Source organism: Microbulbifer mixtoriginis (SeqCode), from assembly GCF_052468275.1.
On record NZ_CP174341.1, the window covers coordinates 3,402,383 to 3,420,904 of the forward strand.

The window sequence follows — 18,522 nt, forward strand, 5'->3', positions numbered from 1 at the left end:
ACTCAAAAATTACAGGGTTGTTTAGGTTTACTGCGCGCGGGCTTAAATCACTTCTTCTTCGGTGCCGCCAGTGCCCTCCGGGGTTCTGGTGCCGGGCTTCTCGGTATTGATCGCGGCTTTAAACTCTTTATCCAGCTTGTCAAACTTACTCTGAAACGCATTAAATTCCTTTACGCTCACGGTTTCTTTTTCTTCGTCGTCAGAACCTGCTTCTTTGGATTCCGTTTGACTCTCTCCAGCCGCTCCGCTAGTACTAAAATTTTTTGCTAGTTCTTTCATAGTTTCGCCTTGGGAATTGATAGCCCCCATCAGCTGAGAAAATTGTTCGTCTTTCATGGCTTCACTGTCCTGTTCTGGTGGTTTGGAATCTTTACGTCCAAAAATTCTGTTATAGAGGGTGTTATCTTTTTCCAGACTGTCGGACAGATTGAATTGATGACCGCTAAATATGCGCGCAGACTGGTCACCGTCTTTACTTGAAAAGTGCAGTTCTTGAATACCTGCGCTAGCAGGGCTGTCAGTAACACCCAGGCCTTTCAAATAGAACTTGTCAGTACCGCGATAGTTTTCCCCAAGCTCAATGGAGGGGAATGTGTACTCACCTGATCTATTAGCACTCACCAACCAATCGTTTGGAGAGATAATGCCAAACAACTGGACTTCACCTTTTAGTTCCGGCTCAGTAGCAGGCTCAACCTTTAAAGCTAAAACGGTACCGCCGCTATAGTAGCGACGATGCTCAGGCCAGAGTTTCGCGGTAAAGACCTTGGTGTTATAGGTCTCTGCCATATCCTCTAGCCATTCCTTTTTTATATAGCGGCCATCATCACTGCCATCGACTACCGACCCGCTTGTAGCCAACGTCACCCATCCGGTTTTTAGGTTTCGTGCCATTTCTTGCCCGCTAAATAGGTTCCTGTTTATTAATTTGTGGCCTCTGCCACATCGACGGCCCGAAGATTAAAAGCAATTTAAACCTCAAACAACGCGCTAAATTCCTGCAAATTCCGTTTTCGGGAAAATAGGGATTTATAGAAATTAACCCGCGTTTTTCTGAGCATTTTCTTCCGTACACTGCGGCGCATGGCACAGTACTCTGAAGAAATCAAAACCGCTGCAAAGCTAATGTGGTTGCGTAGACTCTCTGCGCGGGAAATTGCAGAACAGCTAAGCCTGAACAATGCGCGGGTGGTTTACCAGTGGGCAGAGAAAGGCCACTGGGAAGAAATGCTGCAGCATGAAACCGTAGAGCAAGCCACCGCCCGCCGCCTTATTGTTCTGGTGGGAAAACCCAATAAGACTAAGGAGGATTTCACAGAAATAGACCGCCTCAGCAATCTACTGGATAAGCTGGCGGGTATCGATGTAAAGAAAGCCCGCGCAGCCAAAGAAAAAGCAGCGGCCTCACGGGGAGAGCATGGAGACGGGAAAAGCAAAAAGAAGAAAGCCAAAAACGATATCAGTGATATTACAGCGGAACAGCTGGAAAAAATCCGCAAAGAACTGTTTTACGAATACCAGCACCGCTGGCACGAGAACAAAGACCAACGCACCCGCTTTATCCTGAAATCACGCCAGATAGGCGCTACCTATTACTTTGCCTGGGAGGCCTTTGAGGATGCCATTCTCAGCGGGGACAATCAGATATTCCTCTCCGCTAGCCGCAGCCAGGCAGAGGTCTTCAAAGCCTACATTATCAAGTTTGCTCGCGATTACTTTGACATTGAATTGAAGGGTGCTGAGTGTATTGAGCTTTCCAACGGTGCGGAGCTGCGCTTTGTTTCCACCAATGGCCGCACTGCGCAGAGTTACCACGGACACTTATATATCGATGAAGTATTTTGGATTCCCGACTTTGCAAACCTCAACAAAGTCGCCAGCGCTATGGCTTCCCAAAAGAAATGGCGCAAGACCTACTTCTCCACGCCTTCCGTTAAAAGCCACGGCGCCTATCCAATGTGGAGCGGCGAGCGCTACAACGACCGCCGCAAAAATAAAGTTAAGTTTGACCTAAGCCGCGAAACCCTCAAACACGGACAGCGGGGGCCAGATAAGATCTGGCGTAATATCGTCACAGTGGAAGATGCAGCGGAACAGGGTTGCGACCTATTCGATATTGACGAACTCCGCGATGAGTACAACGAGGCAGAATTTAACAACCTGTTTATGTGCGCCTTTATGGAAGCGGGCTTAAGCGTATTTAAGCTGGATGATTTACTCACCGCCGCTGTAGATACCGATGTGGTGTGGGTAGATTTTAAGGCGAAACAAAAAAGGCCTTACGGTAATCACCCTGTTTGGATTGGCTACGATCCCTCGCGCAGTATCGACGGCGCTGCCGTTGTGGTGCTGGCGCCCCCGCTGAAAGAGGGCGGCAAGTTTCGGGTGCTGGAAAAGATTGTGATGCGTAATCGTGCCTGGCAGTACCAGGCCAACCGCATTAAGGAACTAACTGAAAAATATAATGTGCAGTTTATCGGCATCGACTGCACCGGCCCCGGTCACGGTGTCTACGAGATGGTCAAGGAGTTTTACACACGCGTAACCCCGATCCACTACGGCCTGGAAACCAAAACCAACTTGGTATTGAAAACCCAGGATGTAGTGGAAAGCCATCGTATCGAATGGGATGCGGAGCACACCGACATTCCCCAGGCCTTTTTGCAGATTCACCAAACCACCACCAGCGGCGACCACATCACCTACGCCGCCAACCGCAAGAGCGCCACCGGCCACGCAGATGTGGCTTGGGCAATCATGCACGGCCTGAGCAACGAACCCCTCAACCGCAAGCAGCGCAAATCCTCTGTGGCCTTTGCCAGTAACTAACGGGACCAATCAATGGGCAAGAAAAGAAAACAGTTTTCCAGTGGCAAGAATCGGCAGGCCTCAAGCAATAGCAAAGCCCTGTCTGCTGAGACAAGCAGCAATAGCCCTACCCTATTTAGCTTCGGCGATCCTGAGCCCGTTCTGGGGGGCAGCTGGGGGGATTATCTGGGCACCTTCCTAGAACCCAGTGGAGACTACTATGTGCCGCCAGTGAGCCAGAGCGGCCTGGCCAACCTGTTAGGAGCCAACGCCCACCACGGCACTATCCCCTACTTTAAGCGCAACAGGTTGCGCCAGTGGTTTAAAGCTTCCAACACGCTCAAACCTGAATGCTTGGCGAATGCAGGCTTTGATCACTCGGTATTTGGCCACGCCTACTTCCAAAAGATTTATAACCGCTTCGGCCATGTACTGCGCCTGCAACACCTACCCGCGCTCAATATGCGTCGCATGAAAGAGAAAGACCGCTTCTGCATGCTGCGCCCCACCGGCGACCCTATCAGGTTTAAACCCGGTGAAGTGATCCAGCTAAAGGAATACGACCCCACCCAGCAGATATACGGCAGGCCCCAGTACCTGGGCGGGGTGCAATCCGTATTGCTGAATGAAGACAGCACCCTATTCCGGCGCAAGTACTACAACAACGGCGCACATATGGGATATATCTTCTACACCACCGACAGCAGGCTTTCGGATAAGGACGAACAGACTATTAAGGAGAAGATTCAGGACAGTAAGGGCGTGGGCAATTTCCGCTCTATGTACCTGAATATTCCCGACGGCAAAGAGAAGGGGGTACAGATTATTCCGGTTGGAGACATCGCCACTAAAGACGAGTTCGAGCGAATCAAGAACCTCACCCGCAACGACGTACTCAGTATGTGGAGAATTCAACCGGCCCTGGCTGGCGTGATGCCCGAAAATTCCGGTGGCTTTGGAGATATCGAAAAAATCTCCCGGGCGTATTACGAGAATGAAGTGCTGCCAATGCAGGATGTTTTTATGCAGTTGAATGAGTGGCTGCCAATGGGGAAAAGGATTGGGTTTGATAAGCCGGAGTTTGTACATAGCTAAACCAATAAGTGCATTATTCACACCTTTTAATGTACATATAACACCGAGATAGTAGAATGGACGCAGTTTCAATACACGAATGCGGGGAAGATATGCAAATTAATTGCATCAAATGTGGTGCTAAATCAGTGATCACAAGCCGCAATGAAATAGACCCTAAGCTCTCACAGCTCTACTGCGCCTGTAAGAATATTGAACACTGTGGCCACACTTTCGTCATGGACCTGAGCTTTAGGCATTCAATATCGCCTTCCGCCCAGGATAGAAGCGCTCTGCTGATTAACCTCTTAAAGTCCATACCCACTGCAGAACGCGAAAAGTTATTCCAATTGGTGGATGGCTGCTAGTTAGGTTCAGAGTCTAGTGGGCCTGGCAAGCATTTTAAATCACGCTCAAGTTGCTCTTGAGTTCTTATTAACTCTTTGTCAATTAACTTTAGTACAGCCACACGAGCCTCAGGCGAAGCCTCTCCCCCAAACACCTCAAGCGCTAATCGAACATCAGAAATCTGATCAATAAGGTTTACACGCCCCTTTTCTAAGCGCATCAATACGGATGCCGGTAGATGTATCACGTTGTCCTTGACCATGCTCTCAAACTCCATTTAAAGCTAACCAGCAAAAACTAGAATTAAATTCTCGTATAAATTCCATTTTCGAAATCTTTTACCATTCATTTTTCTGAACTGCAAATCAAAGTTTATAAGATTTCTAATATAGAAATATTAGCCATACTAAATTTCTAATATCGAAACCTTCCTTATAATTTGTTCACTCTGTGACCAGCTTGTAGTTTAAATATGGTGTACAGGAATTGACCAAAGCAAAGCGATCCGAACTAAAACGCCGAAAAATCTCCATTGCCAATCGATTGCGGGAATACCGAATTGATGCCGATATCACTGGGCTAGATCTGGCCCGACAGCTGGGTATATCCGCTAGTACTCTCTCAAAAATGGAACAATGCCAGCAGACAATTCCCGCCGAGCTGCTGCCACCTTGGTGCATGGCATTAGGTATTTCCACCAGCGAGGCGCTCGGCATTCAAGAAACCGAGTGGGGCTCATTGGCGGGGATGGTAAAGCGGTTTAAGAAACTCAGCTCCCGAGGGCGGGAGCTGGTGTTGGGGCATATAAAACTGGTAGCGGAGCTAGAGAGGAAGGAGCGCAATGATTAGCCTGCGGCAATTCTTAATTCCTTTTTCATAGCGCAGGAGTTAATGTAAACCCACGACTGGTACGACATAAAACCCCAATCCGTTCCAGATAATTAAATACGGGTTTTTACTACGTTGTTGCCGCCCTTCACTTCTTGGTTGATTTTGCGAATCACTGGTTTCTCGCCATACTCCCCCTCAGCAATTCACTGCGCCAACTGTTTTTGTTCTGGCGTTAATTGCTGCTGATCTGGCATTAATTCATCAGCCACTTTGTTGACGTTATTTTTTGGTGACTGTTTTATCTTGCTATCGCATTCCTCTTTAGCAGGAAGACTTCCCACTAGAAAGGCAAATGAAAAACCCTTTTAACACTGAAGCAGTAGCACTGCCACTAAGATATATTATGTGTTTCTAATATAAAAATAGGCCGAGAAGAAAATCCCTAATTTAGAAATTCTGGCTGATTTTTATACAACTCACTCTTGAATCATGGCGTACATTAATTGATCGATTTGTGCGTATCTGACTACTCAAACAAAAGAACCTCAATCGCTTGTCGATTAAGGCATTCCAGAATTCAGATTGGTATGACAGGGTAACATCTATCCAGCAAACTTGGTATTCGCCCAACCACACTGTCTAAAATGGAACACGGAAACTAAGTAATCCCGACTGAACTTCTGGCTGACTGGTGTAGCGCTCTGAAGGTTCCCGTTACGACAATTACTTGTTCAGAAGAGACAGACAGAGCCCAACAAGAAGAGGCCCTGTTTTTTATGAGAATCCTATCGAAGTTGAACCAAGACCATCAAATACTGGTTCTTAAACATCTTGAAATAGTTTATAACCATGAGAAGAGAGAGTAGAAACAAATAGTAAGATTTAGCTGCTGTAGTTGAGGCCCCAACTGGCAATTGCTGATTTTTCAGCGAACGTCCTATCAGATCAAGATTGATTTTCGAACTTTTTATTCCAGATTTTTTACCAAACTTAAGTATTGCCATCGGTGTGAAGCAACCACACTTTCTTTCATGGCGGGTGCAGCCATTATTCCTCATCATTATGAGATATGAATATATTTCTAGCACCATAATAAGGCATATTTTTTAACGAACGGAAGCACCAATTACACTAGGCAATCTAGGTAGACCATCAGACTGTAATCAAATGTGATAACAACAATAAAAACCTAAGACATTCTTACTGTATATTACCGGCCTTATCTTGAACCAGCTCGCGGTAAACTTATGACAAACACATTTAAAGTAAGACTTGATACAGACTACTATCTTGCTGACATTAGAGCTTTGGTAAAAAAGCTCCAATGTAAAGCCAATAGGGAACTACCTTGTATTTATGTGTATGTAACAGTGTTTGAATACAATGACAATTGGCAAAAAGTTGAAAAAGGAACAATAAAGATATACATGAGGCCTAAAGATTTATACTTAACCGGCTTTGAAGCAGAAAATGGAATCTCTTATTTTACCGACGACTGCGGAATTGAAAAGCCAGCCAATAACAGTGAAATATTTACAAAAGAATCAAATTATAATCATCTAGAAATAAAAAAAATAGAGTCGCTGAATATACATGACTTTCAAGAAGGTTATTTCACTATACTTCTAAACTTCACAAATCCGAAAGACGAATCGGATAGCGAGGTCTGTAGAGCATTTGGGGTATTGTGCCTGATAATTAGTGAAGCTATTAGGTTTTATTGGGGGGTTGCTAAGAAACTCGTACAAAATCGTTTTTTTGACAACCTAGGAGATAAATTTCTTCCTAATGAAGTCTTACGTGTGGCCACCATCTGGGAAACGCTAAGCCGTAATAATGCTCCATGCGTAAGCGTCAAGCATTATGATCACTTGGATTAGTTTAGACCAAATCTGACACTGCCTGTAAGATCAAGTCGAAAATAATTTACCTGTAGTAGCTCAAATTTAACCTAAAAGACACTGCCCGATTAGCTCGGATCTAGTCTAGAATCTTTCTACTATAGCAACCCTCTCCGTCAAGAGAAAACCCTACGGGCGTAGGGTGCGCTCTTGGCTAAGAGGGGTCCAGCAGTTATGCGACATATTTGGGACGTGCCCTCAGCAGTGAGAATGGATACCTATAAACCTACGGTGAATACTACGGAGGTACCACAAATAATAGGGCGGAAATTCCCATCAAATATTTCCATAAAATCACTGTTCTCCCTCCTCAGCTTTCCTAACTTTTTCCTGTAGCCAGGATGTACCCCTCTCTATGGCTGTTAGCTTTGAAGCGCCGGTAATCGGTAAACGCATATCGCCTACGCAAGCGCGGAAAGTAAAATCCCCCTCCTCTATATCGAGTTCAGCCGTTACGCCAACACCTAAAAGAAATTTGGCTCTAGCAGATACTGAGCTAATTTTTCCCAGGGCTTCCATTTGATCATCAGTCACTTGATATCCCTCACCTTCCTTAGTGTATTTTTCCAGAAACCCTGCACGCAGCCCGAGCCGGCGTAGGTGGCAGGCTGATTTCTTCGAAGATGTCTATTGCGCAATCCGTCAATTGGCTTCTTGCCCAATCACTATTGCGCTCTATTTCAGGCGTTAGTGATCCTCCGTTCACAAGATGCGTTTCGTACCCATTTAAAAGCCCAACCAAATATTCAATCCGGTCCAGCAAGTCTGTTGAAATCGCAACGGCTCTCTTATCCATGTGCAGCGGCTCCTAATTCACGATTTAATTTATTTACCTGATCTGCGCGTTCCTCATGCTCTACAAAAATATCCTGTGCTGCTCGAAGTTCACGTACGGCTTCATCTTTGGCTACCGTAGTGGTTTCTGGGCAGGCGATACGCTCACGGCAGAGTGCTAAAGCCAGGCGTACCTGACGGGCTTGAGCGAGATCGAGTACAAAAACTTCCTTTGTAGACATAGCGGTTTCCTCGTTGTGAAAGTGTGCAAACTGTTGCGGGCGTTGCCCGCGATAGGTGTAAGCGGCCTCGCGGGCGAGACAGCCAAATATCAATTCATCGCGCACCACCTGCTTCCAGCTGCAGGCACTATTGATCTCGGCATTATTGAGCCAGGCGTTATAGACCTGGTGTTCGGTGACGGTGTGGTAGAGCTTCAAGGCGCGCTGACTCATAGCGCTTCGGCCTCCCTGCGCATTTCCCATACCTGTTGTTTCAGCCGGTTCAAACGGCTGCGCATATCCTCGGCCATCCCCCTGCTCTGCTTCTTCAACCACTGCCCTATCTCGGAGCGGGTGCGGGTACACAGCAGGTGCCAGGCAAGGCAGTTGCGGCGGTGATCCTCGCTGCTTGGGGCTGCTGGCGAGGAAATTAGAGGGGGGATGTCGGAAAGACCTAACCGAGCTAACCGCCCCTGTTGAACCAATAAAAAGTCCGTATCTTTCATGCACTTAGCTCCCTAATTTCGGTTAGGTTGAAAACCTAACCTGACCTAACCAAAAACCTAACCAATTGATTTATAAGGATTTTTTCAAAGTAAAAAGTTAGGTTTCTAGTTTTTGTTTTTCCTAACTCGGTTAGGTCTTGGTTAGGAAAAAGTTAGTTTTTCCGGTTTCTCTGTATCCCGCATGGTTGCTGGCTTTGCGGGCGTTTTTGGATTTCGGTTAGGCCGGTTAGGTCTTTCCGACGCCCCCTATCGTTTCTTAAGCGGCGCCCTTATTGGCGTCTCTATGCTGGAAAACCCAGCAATAGCGAGCGCGGTCGTCATCAATCCCGGACTTCACGTTTTTGCAGGCGATAAACTTGTGGCGGCGGCTATTGGGCAAGAGCTTTTTCAGCTCTTTGATGTCCGGGTGATCCACTTTGGCCAGCTCGCATTGCTGCTTGTAATGAATCAAGTTGATGGCGATTAAGGCGTTGTCCTTGCTGTGGTTGAGGGTTTGCGCTTCTACTTTGCCTGCCCGATTGGCATAGACCTCTGGTGATTCGGAGTCCGTCACTAGGCGCACATTGAGGTAGTCGTATATCTCCCAGAACTTCTGTACTTCCGGGTGATCCGCACTTAAGCGGCCCTGGCGGCTTACAGCGCGGGTATAGATAAAGTGCTGGATATCCTGAATGGTCTTGGCGGCGAGGGAGGGAAACAGGATGGGCAAAGCTCCAGCCATGGCGGAGACCATGGCATGGGTTTTCACAACCCGCTGATCGTGGATTTCGCCCCGGTGGGCGTACTCCGCATCAAACTTCGGATAGTCTTCTAAGATTCTGCCGACAATGGCTTTCTCTTTGTGCAGGGCAGCAGGGAGAAAGCCGCTGACCTCTTCTACTGAGGCTCGCTCGAACTGCTGGGCTAACAGTTTGGTTTTCTCTGAAAAGTGCGCTTTGGTCGCGTGACAGTGGACTATGCGAGACAGTAGAGCCGGGCTACCATCCACGGTGTCATTCTGGGCAATGACGATAGAGCCGCGAAACGGTGGATCTACAGTTTCGTTGCCGCGATTAAACGCACCGGTTGAGCGAATGGCGCGGCCGTTGTAAGCGGTCTTCAGGTCCTCAAAATCAAAAGCCCCCTTCTTGGCGGAATCGCTCTGACGGTCAGATTCAATCATCACCACCGGCATATTGGACAGCTGCGAAAGTGCTCGAGCACGGGCGGGAAAGGTGGACTTACTGGGGTCAAAGCCTTCGTAGTCGTCGCGGCCACAAAGCTTCCACAGAAATTCAATTACCGTGGATTTACCAGCGCCGTGCTCGCCGGTTAGCTCCAGGAATGGGAATACTTTTAACTCTGCGCGAATTTGCTCGGCAAACAGTGATCCCAGCCAAAATGCCAAAGCCACCATACCCAGGTGAGAGAACACCTGGTGGTAATCCTGTATCCAGCTCGGATCAAAGTTTTTATTATTGTGAATGTAAAGGCTTTTAAAACTAGTTTTAATTTGGTGTTTACCAGCAACAAAATAACCCTGCTTATTGATCTTTAAGCGCCTGCCATTGTGAAAGGAGAAATCCTGAAAAATATAGGTTTGGCAAGACTTGTCATAGCCTTGGTAATTAATTGTCCGTACCTGTTTAACGCCATTGTGAAACCACCGATCCCGTAACATCTTGAGCTGGTTTTCACTGCCGTCAAATGTACACCCCGGTGCTTGGTTGAGAAGTGCTTTATTAAAGGACTTGGGGCTCTCCAGATTTGAGCCGGTGAGAGCGACTTGTAGTCCTTTGCCTTTTGTTTGATAGATGTCAAAAAAATAGGCAACGTCTGTTGCCTCTTGATCTATCTCGCAGTAGAGGAACTTTGGCAGGCAGTTGCTAATATTGTTGACGTTGAGGTTACTGTTAAATATTTCCCGGCCCCGCTCTGTGGCCAGCGCATCTTCTAGGGTTTTTACCGCTTCTTTTTCAGTGCCATCTTCTTCTATATCTGTCTGATTTTGATCTTCTATGGATTCAGACAATTCCCGATTAATATTGTCTTCAATATGCACTGAATACAGGCGGTTGTTAAAATCCAGCACCGTATAATTACGGCGGTTTTTGCAGTGCCAGTGGTAGGCTTTTTCTTCAATACTACTGGCGGTGAATAGGCGCCCCCGGTAAAGGCAGTCTTCTATAAATTCCGGGGTTAATTTATCGGCCCGGTATAGATCGTCCCAATCGTTGCCACCGCCCACCAGGGCAACATCGACCTTTTCTTTTTGCTTGCGCAAGCGATCAAAATATTTCTTGGCCATGGAACGACCGGCGGGGTCGTCGTCATAGCCAAGACGCCAGGTTATCCCCTGGTCTTTGTATTCTTCTATTAGTTCTGTTGGTAGGTTGTTGCTAGAAAATGCGGCGGCCACTTTATAGCCGCAAAGCCATAAGGCGATAGCGTGGAAGATGCCTTCCACAATAAAAACGGTATCGCCCTTTTCTATCTGTTGCCCTGGTGGCTGCCAGTATTTACCCCCGTACTTAATATGCTTTTTAAAAAAGCTCTTGTCGCCCAATTCGCGTTCATGGGTTTTATTGATTACCCGATCCCAGTAGAAGCCGTCCCATAGCTGAAAGCGAACCACGGGTGCATAGCTACCACCCGGTAAAGGCCGCGCAGCCTGTTCGAACCAGTCCCCCACTTTAAGTAGCGGGAACTGGCGAACATGCTCTATATAAGCGCGGGCAGTTGCGTTGGGTTCTTCAGGGGTTGCCGGAAATCTCTCGGAATAATTTTCGAAAATGTCCGGGTAAATATCCCGGACCGATTCTTCATAACCACAATTATTTTTGTGGTTACAGCGCACAGTGATTGGTTTTTCTATCTCAATCCATACTGATTTCTTGCCGCATTCTGGGCAGTTGCCAGAATTTAGATACTTGCCACTGCGCTTGAATTTAAAACTCAAATCCTTTTCTAGCGACTCGACAACATCTCGGTTTATTTGGCTGTAGTCCATATCGAGCCTCTACTTCTGTTTAGGCTTGGCTGGGTCAGCCTCTAGGCACATACGCGAAAGCTGCAACAGATTGATCATCCGATAACGACCGATCTTGATCGTTGGCAAATAACCTCGATCTACCTGCGCACGTACTGTCTTTAGCGTATGACCTGCGTCAACTGCGTACTGCTCCTGAGTACAAACCGGGATTTTGATTGAAGGTACTGAATGCTCTGACATTCCCTCTACTCCTCTTTGGGGTAATATGAGTCCTTATGGGGTAATATTTACACCCAGCAAGAAGTTCCATGTCAACTCTTTTTTGTTCTTTTTTAACACTCAATAGTTCTTTATTTACACTTTTGGCGGATTTTTGCCTTATGAAAGGGTTTGTACTACACCTTTTCTTGTAGATAGAACTTTTTTTGGTGCATTATTTGCCCAGCAAAGGGTAATAAAGAGGCACACGCCAACTAATGGGTAAGACTTCAAAACTAAGGGCCGGTGATCGATTACGAGCGATCAGGGAGCTGACTGGATTAACGCAGAAAGAGTTCGCAGAGCTCTTAAAGCTTGAACTTGTCCATTTGAAGAATATGGAATACAAGAAAAACCGCGTTACGGAAGAGTGCTATGAGGCGGTAGGCTTTACCTTTCCCGAATTATTACCCTGGTTTGTCTACGAAGGTCCTGTGAACCTACAAGGACTACGGAACAGCGAGAATAAGTTGTGCAAATTTATTGCCGCTCGCATTGACGCAGGATTAGTTCCAGAGGGATATTTTTCTGAGGGTTCAATCAGGGATGGCGATACAAAAGAAGGCTAATGGCCGATGGCAAGCGGATTGCCAACCTGAAGGCCGCGGTGGCAAGAGAGTTCAGCGAACCTTCAACACCAAAGGTGAAGCCCAAAGATGGCTTACCGCGCAAAAAGCCGCAGCAGATCGCGGCGAGTGGTCCCCGCCAAAGAGAGACAATCGTACCATTTCACAATTGGTTCACGAATGGTATGAACTGCATGGCCACACGCTTAAAGACCACACCGGACGCCTAAATTACCTGGAAAATACAGCAAGGTGGCTGGGTGATCCCAAAGCCATCAATTTCACTGCTGAAGACTGGATTTTGTACCGCAAGCGGCGGCTAGAATCTCCCAACGAACAAGGGAGACAACCATGTGCCAGAACCATTAACCATGAGCACACCTATCTGAATGCGGTGTTCAATCGCCTGATATCGATTAAAAAGTGGACACATCCCAACCCACTTAAAGGGGTTCCCAAACTTCGGGTGGCCGAACCACCACTCACTTTTTTAAGCATCGAACAGCTCAAAGCCCTGGATGCAGCCCTGCTCCAGGCCCGTAACCCAAATGTCAGAACTATCACCCGTATCTGTTTGGCTACTGGTGCCCGCTGGTCTGAAGCTGAAACCCTAGAAGCGGAACGGATACACCATGGCAAAATTGAGTTTGTCGATACCAAGAATGGCAAGAACCGCAGCATCCCTATCAGCCGCGATTTGGAATCAGAAATACTGAGCGGGCGCCCCATTTCGGGCCGGCTCTTTGTAGGTACCAACTTCCGCGCCTTCCAGGAAGCCCTGGCCAGAGCAAAGCTAAAACTCCCCAAAGGCCAGCTAACCCACATCCTCCGCCACACCTTCGCAAGCCATTACATGATCAACGGCGGCGACCTGCTCAAGCTAAACAAGATTCTGGACCACTCCACTATCGAGATGACCATGCGCTATGCGCATTTGTCGCCGGAGCATTTGGAGGATGCGGTGGAGAGGAGTGCATTGAGTTCACTGAAGAGATCTCAGCTCGATTGAGTAAAGACAAGATAAAGATAAAAAGTGCTGAGCAAGTTATGATAAGCACTACAGAGCCAACTTTATAAGATGTAAAACTACAGAACTAAAAGAATGAGCAAAAACAGAAACAAAAACAAAAACAAAAATCCAACATTGAGTGTAATGTTTGACACCAATGTCTTATATACGCAGGTTGCCTCTGACTTAGTAAGGCATAAGGTTAGAAGTTTAATAACAGAAAACTCATCACACACTGATCTGAATATAAATTGGCATCTTCCAAAAGTAGTTATTGGTGAACGACGCCATCAAATGCTCAAACAAGCTAGAGATCTATTGCCATCCATGCAAAAAATGGAAAATCTACTTGGCCACAAATTTGGGATAGGCGAAGATACTCTATCCTTTCATGTGAATAAAGCTATCGATGCAAGCATCCAAGAACTTAATCTTCAAACATCTGATATTGATGTCGATAATATTGACTGGCATGAATTAATCGATCGTTCAATCAATAGAGTGCCGCCCTTTGAAGACGGTGAGAAAGAAAAAGGTTTTAGAGATTCAGTCATTGCTCATAGTTTTCTACAATTAGTTAAAGACTCACCGATAACACCTAGCGTATGTAGACTGGTACTCGTTTCGGAAGACAAGAAACTACGAGAATATGTTTCAGAAAAAACTGAGACAGCAAAGAATGTAAGAATTTTATCTGGACTTGATGAGCTGGAAAGCCTGATTAATACATTAGTCTCGTTGATACCAGAGGATTTAGCAACTGAGCTTACCAAGAAGGCTAGCTTGACTTTCATTGAACCGGAAAACGAAAAGGGACTTTATTATAAATCAAACATCCAAGATAAGATAAAGGAAGATTTTTCGGAAGTACTAACAAAATCCCCTTTAATGGGGCTTCGGAAAGTTGCGAAAAAGTTCAAAATTCAAGATCCAGTATTTATCAAAAAGGAGAGATCAAAAATCTACTGGACATCTCCAATCAAGGTGGAATTTGATTTATTTCACTATGAAAGAGTTGAGGATGAAGAGATTAAGCCATTTCTTTGGGAGAACTTTAAGGATGCCCTCCTTTCCAAAATAGAGCTCAAAACAAATCTTGATAGGAAGAAGGTAATTGATCTTACTGCTCACGATCTCTTTGAGGTTCATTGGAAAACAACTTTATCTGCAGCACAAAATCTTACGGCACCTAAATTAGATAAAATTGTATATTTGGGTAATGATGTCGGGGACTAAAATTTTATCGCTAACTTAAACTTGATCCTTAGTGACAGTAAGCGTATATGGCCCATTAGATTCAAGCTCACAACTCTTACCCCAGAGCTTCTGAAGGTACTGAGAAAGGCATAATTAAAACAATAATATCCGATATCTATAAGATCCAATAAATATATAAATAAAAACTATATGTATGGCAATCTAAAGCCTCTCTTATTGGCTGCTGAGATGATACTCAAATACAAGCACTGCGATAGCGATTGTATTTTGAAATGTCTCAACAAAGTCTCAACAGTAAAGAAGCACAAAGAGTAATACAGGACAAAAAAGTGTAATTTAACACCATTTTCCGGCATTTTGAGTACCAATGGGAACCTAATTAGGAGTCTTGAAAACCGTTGACTGTAACAGGTCCCAGGGTTCGAATCCCTGCCCCACCGCCATTATTCATGCAGAAAGCCCTGATTTTTCAGGGCTTTTTTGTTTGTGCCCTTTGTGCTCCCCCACTTAACTTTTGTAAGATCTTCACAGCAAAAGCCGCTCCACCCCTGCTGTATCGAATTGGCACCGTGGCAGTCCCTCCGCAATCAGTTCATACCCATCCCGGATAGGAACTGGCGGATATTTTCATTGGCTGCCAGTAACTAGTAACTACTCGCGCCCCCATCAATAACTTTAACAAGTCAGCTGACCGTCCAGCGCCACAAATACCACCACAGAAAAAAAGGTGAGCATCATAAGGACAGCGCATACTACTCATGAGCGCAGCATGTAAAAATAAAGACCTACCGGGCAGGATATGCCCATGAGCAAGCGGCTTCCATTGCTCATACCATCATGTGGTGACGATAAGCTACTGGCTCACGATGCCCAGCCAAGAAATCTTGCCAACCCTCAGCTGATTTAGATTCAGCATTTAACCAAGTCAACATATGATCCGCCCCTAGAAAAACTGGACTACGGTCATGGCCAACCGCCTCAACTTCTGGAGCCGGGTCATCGGTAATCAAGGTGCATGAGAAGTAACCAACCTCTCCCCCCAATGATTCCCAGTAGTCCCAAAGGATTGGTGCCCACATCAAATCTTTACCCTTTGGGGTAAACTGGGCCTGAGCTTTCTTACCCTTGTGTTCGACCCACTCAAAGAAACTCGTGAATGGTAATATCCCATGCTGGCGGCCAATCAGGGGGCGCCAGGTTTTTGCTTCAAGCAATCTATCTAGCCGAGCGTTATATAGACTGTATTTTGCTGCTAGATCCCAAGCCGAGTTGGATGGGCGTATCGAGTAACGTAGCGGGCGCAACCAATTATTACCTCCATCACATACTATACTAGGCGCAAAATAGCGGGGGTATACTCTTTCGCCTGGCCCTGCAAGACGGAATTGACTGACACGAGGTAGCCCCTTCAACCCGAGCGCGTGGCGAACCTCCGCTTTAGCAGAGCAGTTCTCCCACTTCTGGTTGAAGCGGAATTGATTCCAGGCATTCACATCCGCTCTAAACCCTACAGGAAGTAATGACAGCGTCTTGTCACTAGGGACCGTAAAGGAGTAGCACATGGAAATTCACCGTAGAATGTGGCCTGAACCACACTAATAAGATGATTAAAAGAAGAAAGAGAATTTAAGAGGAGTGTATCAGCTGCCTTCACCCTTCAGATAATCCACTATTTTATCAATCTCCTCTTCATTTTCGTCAATAAGCCTATCTGAAAGAATCTTAAGCTTGTCAATTGATTTGTAATCAAAAGGACCCACAAAGGGGTCAATAAGCTCAACATTAAGATAATCATATTTCACCCGCGAGGGTGCCAAAGACTCGGCAATTTCCAGAGAAAATATCTGCTGATAGTCCATTGATCGTGTCATGCTAAATATTGCATCATGGAACCAGCGTAATTTCCCCCAACTCTTTAGACTTCTATAATCAAAACCCATAGTATGAACTGGGTGTATTCCGGAACCAAGAATCAGCAAGTAGTAGTTTTTGCCTGGAAAATTTTTTATTACATCATGCAAGATAACGTTAGCCGGATCATTAGCCGTGATTGCTGCATCTGCAAAGTAACGATGAGTAATCTTCTTGTCTGGCCCCACAAAATCAACAGGGGTAAAAAAAGCCTCTGCACTCGATGCAGCAGCAACAAGCTGATAAAGCGTATTAGTAGGCAAATCTAAAGCTTTTATCCCTCTATTCTTAAATAGATGCAACCTTCCATTATGTACATCCAGCGACGGGATAATTACATAGTTATTTAAGCTGGTGAAATTCATCGCCGGAGAATAATTTCTCTCCAAGACTTCTGAAAGATGGGTGCCCATAAATTGCGGCGAGAGGTATCCATTTAATGTCAAGGCATTATGATACCAGGGCACTGAAAACAAAAACTCACTTTCTTTTTCATATACCTTTATTAACCTTTCACTTCTTGAGGAAATGTTGTCATGATCAAAATCAAGCCGACCCAATTGAGAAAGTGGAATATTCAAGCTGGTGGCAATAATCGCACCTGTTGAAACTCCACTAAAGACGTCGAACACTTCCTCTACAGGCTTCCCCAATTGTTTCTCAATATGCTGTATCACATAGAGAGGAATAAGCCCCCTGACGCCACCCCCTTCAATGATCAGAATATTAATTGTTTCCTTTTTCTCTAACGCCTCATTGCTTTTTATTAACTCCTCTGTAATCGGCCGGGAATCAAACTTGATACCGCGAACAAAAACATAATTGTAAGAAAAAACCAGCAAACCTAGAGCCACTATTAACAAAAAGAAAATGACTACAGAATGCTTGATTTTCATTACAGCACCTCTACCCTACATACAAAGTATAAGCACAAACCTTAAGTTTGACTCTACCATCATAAGCTAGCTGTAAATTCTATTTGGAGAGACTTGTGTCTTATAAAAAATAACATACCACAAACAAATTCCCCCAAGTAAAGTGTTAAACCCATATAAAATTTCACCCCCAAGACACTTATCCGAACAGACATAAAAATAGCTAGATAGTCCTTTTTTTTCGAAAAATATGAGAACGAATTACTAGTGGCTTTTCTTCTCTGTAGGCAAATACAGATATTGACTACTCATGCTCTACTGCCATTATCCTATTCATAACCTTACAATTATTCTTAACGAACGTTACGCCTAGCCTCTCGAAGCTTGCTCACACTACATGTTCTAACAGACTTAACTGATTCATTAGCATCCTGGTCTTTCAAACCTTATGCAAAACTTTATCGCTGGCATTTGTCAAAAAAAATGCATCAATCCCTACAATTAGCGTCAAATATGAGATACTCCCCCCATAAAAGAACCCTAATAAACTGGGAAAAGACCTATGACTAAGTTCACCACCTACCTGGCAGCTGTCTTACTAGCTGGATGTAGCGCCACCACAAGCATCACACAAAAAAGTGCTAGTGAAGTTCGTCAGGCGGTAACGATACATAATAGTTCCGAAAATAACGCAACTGAATATAGCGGCCCCCCAATGCAGGCAACCACCGATGGCTCGGATCACAACCTGTACTACTATATGCTACGCGCTCTTGCCCCCAAGAATGGCGGAAGCCCCCAATACCAACTGCGTATTGATATCACATACCGGGAAAACTGGCGCAACTATGACACAGCCACATTTAGTGGTGGAAACGAGGTTGAGCTATCCAAACTCGATCGAAAAGTCCTCAACTGTGCATCAGCATTTAAATGCATGCTTGAAGAAACTCTGGAAGTCACATTGAGTGAAAATCAGATCACCAATGCTCTCAAGAAGCGAGAAAGCCTTAGAGTGAAGCTTTATGCAAAGTCAGGTCATCGCTCGGTTATCGAAGTGCCCAGCTCTTATCTGATGGGTTTTTACTCCAGTATTGTCAATAGACGGGGCTAAAAACTGGAAGGCCATCACAATTACTTATTGTGTGACCTTTAAATTGTGGGATCTCTGAGTAGCTCCGGAATACCTATACAGACTTCAGCGCCTGGCTTGCTTAACGAGGCAAAGTCTTCATAACAGGTTTGTGAATA

Annotated in this window: 19 protein-coding genes; 9 read left to right on the top strand and 10 right to left on the bottom strand. The window is 45.5% G+C overall.

The window, feature by feature from the left end:
* Positions 1-42 precede the first annotated feature (42 nt).
* Complete coding sequence (locus ACJJIC_RS14805; protein WP_445357295.1) at positions 43-894, bottom strand: GPO family capsid scaffolding protein; 852 nt, start codon at positions 892-894, stop codon at positions 43-45.
* Positions 895-1,083: 189 nt separating this feature from the next.
* Between ACJJIC_RS14805 and ACJJIC_RS14810 the strand changes: the two genes are divergently transcribed.
* The 3 genes from ACJJIC_RS14810 to ACJJIC_RS14820 all read left to right on the top strand — a co-directional run bounded on the left by ACJJIC_RS14810 (position 1,084) and on the right by ACJJIC_RS14820 (position 4,250).
* A complete protein-coding gene (locus ACJJIC_RS14810; RefSeq protein WP_445357296.1) occupies positions 1,084-2,829 on the top strand; it encodes a terminase large subunit domain-containing protein in 1,746 nt (581 codons plus the stop codon).
* Between the two features lie 12 nt (positions 2,830-2,841).
* Positions 2,842-3,903 (top strand): phage portal protein, encoded by a 1,062-nt coding sequence (locus tag ACJJIC_RS14815; RefSeq protein ID WP_445357297.1) that lies wholly within the window; start codon positions 2,842-2,844, stop codon positions 3,901-3,903.
* Positions 3,904-3,995: 92 nt separating this feature from the next.
* Positions 3,996-4,250, top strand: coding sequence for an ogr/Delta-like zinc finger family protein (locus ACJJIC_RS14820; RefSeq protein ID WP_445357298.1), 255 nt, complete (start codon positions 3,996-3,998; stop codon positions 4,248-4,250).
* Here the strand turns inward: ACJJIC_RS14820 and ACJJIC_RS14825 are convergent.
* Entirely contained in the window at positions 4,247-4,492 is a 246-nt protein-coding gene (locus ACJJIC_RS14825) for a hypothetical protein (RefSeq protein ID WP_445357299.1), read from the bottom strand. The two genes, ACJJIC_RS14820 and ACJJIC_RS14825, sit on opposite strands and share 4 nt — an antisense overlap.
* Positions 4,493-4,716: 224 nt before the next feature.
* On the opposite strand from ACJJIC_RS14825, the gene ACJJIC_RS14830 reads away from it, so the two are divergent.
* Together ACJJIC_RS14830 and ACJJIC_RS14835 are read left to right on the top strand one after the other, a co-directional pair.
* Complete coding sequence (locus tag ACJJIC_RS14830) at positions 4,717-5,079, top strand: helix-turn-helix domain-containing protein (RefSeq protein ID WP_445357300.1); 363 nt, start codon at positions 4,717-4,719, stop codon at positions 5,077-5,079.
* A 1,229-nt stretch (positions 5,080-6,308) separates the two neighbouring features.
* A complete protein-coding gene (locus tag ACJJIC_RS14835; RefSeq protein ID WP_445357301.1) occupies positions 6,309-6,941 on the top strand; it encodes a ribosome-inactivating family protein in 633 nt (210 codons plus the stop codon).
* Between the two features lie 315 nt (positions 6,942-7,256).
* Here ACJJIC_RS14835 and ACJJIC_RS14840 read toward each other — a convergent pair whose 3' ends face one another.
* The 6 genes from ACJJIC_RS14840 to ACJJIC_RS14865 form a co-directional block, all read right to left on the bottom strand.
* Positions 7,257-7,496, bottom strand: a complete 240-nt coding sequence (locus ACJJIC_RS14840; protein WP_445357302.1) for a hypothetical protein — start codon at positions 7,494-7,496, stop codon at positions 7,257-7,259.
* A gap of 19 nt (positions 7,497-7,515) precedes the next feature.
* A complete protein-coding gene (locus ACJJIC_RS14845) occupies positions 7,516-7,758 on the bottom strand; it encodes a hypothetical protein (protein ID WP_445357303.1) in 243 nt (80 codons plus the stop codon).
* Positions 7,751-8,191, bottom strand: a complete 441-nt coding sequence (locus ACJJIC_RS14850; RefSeq protein ID WP_445357304.1) for a hypothetical protein — start codon at positions 8,189-8,191, stop codon at positions 7,751-7,753. The genes ACJJIC_RS14845 and ACJJIC_RS14850 overlap by 8 nt, the downstream gene beginning before the upstream one ends.
* A complete protein-coding gene (locus tag ACJJIC_RS14855) occupies positions 8,188-8,463 on the bottom strand; it encodes a hypothetical protein (RefSeq protein ID WP_445357305.1) in 276 nt (91 codons plus the stop codon). Before ACJJIC_RS14855 ends, ACJJIC_RS14850 begins: the two co-directional genes overlap by 4 nt.
* Before the next feature lie 256 nt (positions 8,464-8,719).
* Positions 8,720-11,452, bottom strand: a complete 2,733-nt coding sequence (locus ACJJIC_RS14860; protein ID WP_445357306.1) for a toprim domain-containing protein — start codon at positions 11,450-11,452, stop codon at positions 8,720-8,722.
* 9 nt (positions 11,453-11,461) lie between these two features.
* Positions 11,462-11,674: a hypothetical protein gene (locus ACJJIC_RS14865; RefSeq protein ID WP_252081884.1), complete on the bottom strand. Its 213-nt coding sequence runs from the start codon at positions 11,672-11,674 to the stop codon at positions 11,462-11,464.
* A gap of 236 nt (positions 11,675-11,910) precedes the next feature.
* Between ACJJIC_RS14865 and ACJJIC_RS14870 the strand changes: the two genes are divergently transcribed.
* The 3 genes from ACJJIC_RS14870 to ACJJIC_RS14880 all read left to right on the top strand — a co-directional run bounded on the left by ACJJIC_RS14870 (position 11,911) and on the right by ACJJIC_RS14880 (position 14,503).
* Complete coding sequence (locus ACJJIC_RS14870; protein WP_445357307.1) at positions 11,911-12,261, top strand: helix-turn-helix domain-containing protein; 351 nt, start codon at positions 11,911-11,913, stop codon at positions 12,259-12,261.
* A complete protein-coding gene (locus tag ACJJIC_RS14875; RefSeq protein WP_445357308.1) occupies positions 12,239-13,267 on the top strand; it encodes a phage integrase in 1,029 nt (342 codons plus the stop codon). The genes ACJJIC_RS14870 and ACJJIC_RS14875 overlap by 23 nt, the downstream gene beginning before the upstream one ends.
* 93 nt (positions 13,268-13,360) lie before the next feature.
* Positions 13,361-14,503, top strand: coding sequence for a PIN domain-containing protein (locus tag ACJJIC_RS14880; RefSeq protein ID WP_445357309.1), 1,143 nt, complete (start codon positions 13,361-13,363; stop codon positions 14,501-14,503).
* Positions 14,504-15,312: 809 nt separating this feature from the next.
* Here ACJJIC_RS14880 and ACJJIC_RS14885 read toward each other — a convergent pair.
* Together ACJJIC_RS14885 and ACJJIC_RS14890 are read right to left on the bottom strand one after the other, a co-directional pair.
* Positions 15,313-16,047, bottom strand: coding sequence for an SOS response-associated peptidase family protein (locus ACJJIC_RS14885; protein ID WP_444904924.1), 735 nt, complete (start codon positions 16,045-16,047; stop codon positions 15,313-15,315).
* A gap of 78 nt (positions 16,048-16,125) precedes the next feature.
* On the bottom strand, positions 16,126-17,292 hold the full coding sequence (locus ACJJIC_RS14890) for a patatin-like phospholipase family protein (protein WP_445357310.1): 1,167 nt from the start codon (positions 17,290-17,292) through the stop codon (positions 16,126-16,128).
* A gap of 541 nt (positions 17,293-17,833) precedes the next feature.
* On the opposite strand from ACJJIC_RS14890, the gene ACJJIC_RS14895 reads away from it, so the two are divergent.
* Positions 17,834-18,385: a hypothetical protein gene (locus ACJJIC_RS14895; RefSeq protein ID WP_445357311.1), complete on the top strand. Its 552-nt coding sequence runs from the start codon at positions 17,834-17,836 to the stop codon at positions 18,383-18,385.
* The last annotated feature ends 137 nt before the right edge of the window (positions 18,386-18,522 follow it).